1 protein-coding gene is annotated in these 445 nt (G+C 56.9%); it reads right to left on the bottom strand.

The window, feature by feature from the left end; translation table 11 throughout:
- On the bottom strand, positions 1-445 hold a 445-nt coding region (locus tag EOA86_RS38105), incomplete at both ends, for an AAA family ATPase (protein ID WP_164892486.1).

Below are 445 nucleotides of genomic sequence, written 5' to 3'. Positions count from 1 at the left end.
GGGTGGATTGTGATCAACAGGCTGGTCGCCGCACACACGGCACCGAGCGTCAAGTATCCAAGCTGTGGAGGGCAGTCGATGACGACGATGTCGTACTCGGCCTCGACTTCGGCCAAGGCCACGCCGACGCGCCTGAAGAAGATTTCGCTGTTGGTTGTCTTCCGCTCCATCAACGCGGTTGGGGTCTCGTGCTCGAATTCCATCAGCTCAAGGTTTCCGGGAACCAAGTCGAGGCCTGCGAAGTATGTCTTGCGGATGATGTCCTTAAGTGGCCGCCGTTTGTCGTCATAACGGATCGCGCCGTACAGGGTGTCGCCTTCCTCCAGATCGAATTCTGGCTGAACGCCAAGCATTGATGACAAAGAAGCCTGCGGATCGAGATCGACTGCAAGGACACGATATCCCTGCAGCGCAAGATGCTGTGCCAGGTAGATTGATGTCTGTC

It is taken from the genome of Mesorhizobium sp. M5C.F.Ca.IN.020.32.2.1, from assembly GCF_004023105.1.
Classification (GTDB): domain Bacteria; phylum Pseudomonadota; class Alphaproteobacteria; order Rhizobiales; family Rhizobiaceae; genus Mesorhizobium; species Mesorhizobium wenxiniae.
This window is presented reverse-complemented; position numbering and strand designations above follow the sequence as displayed.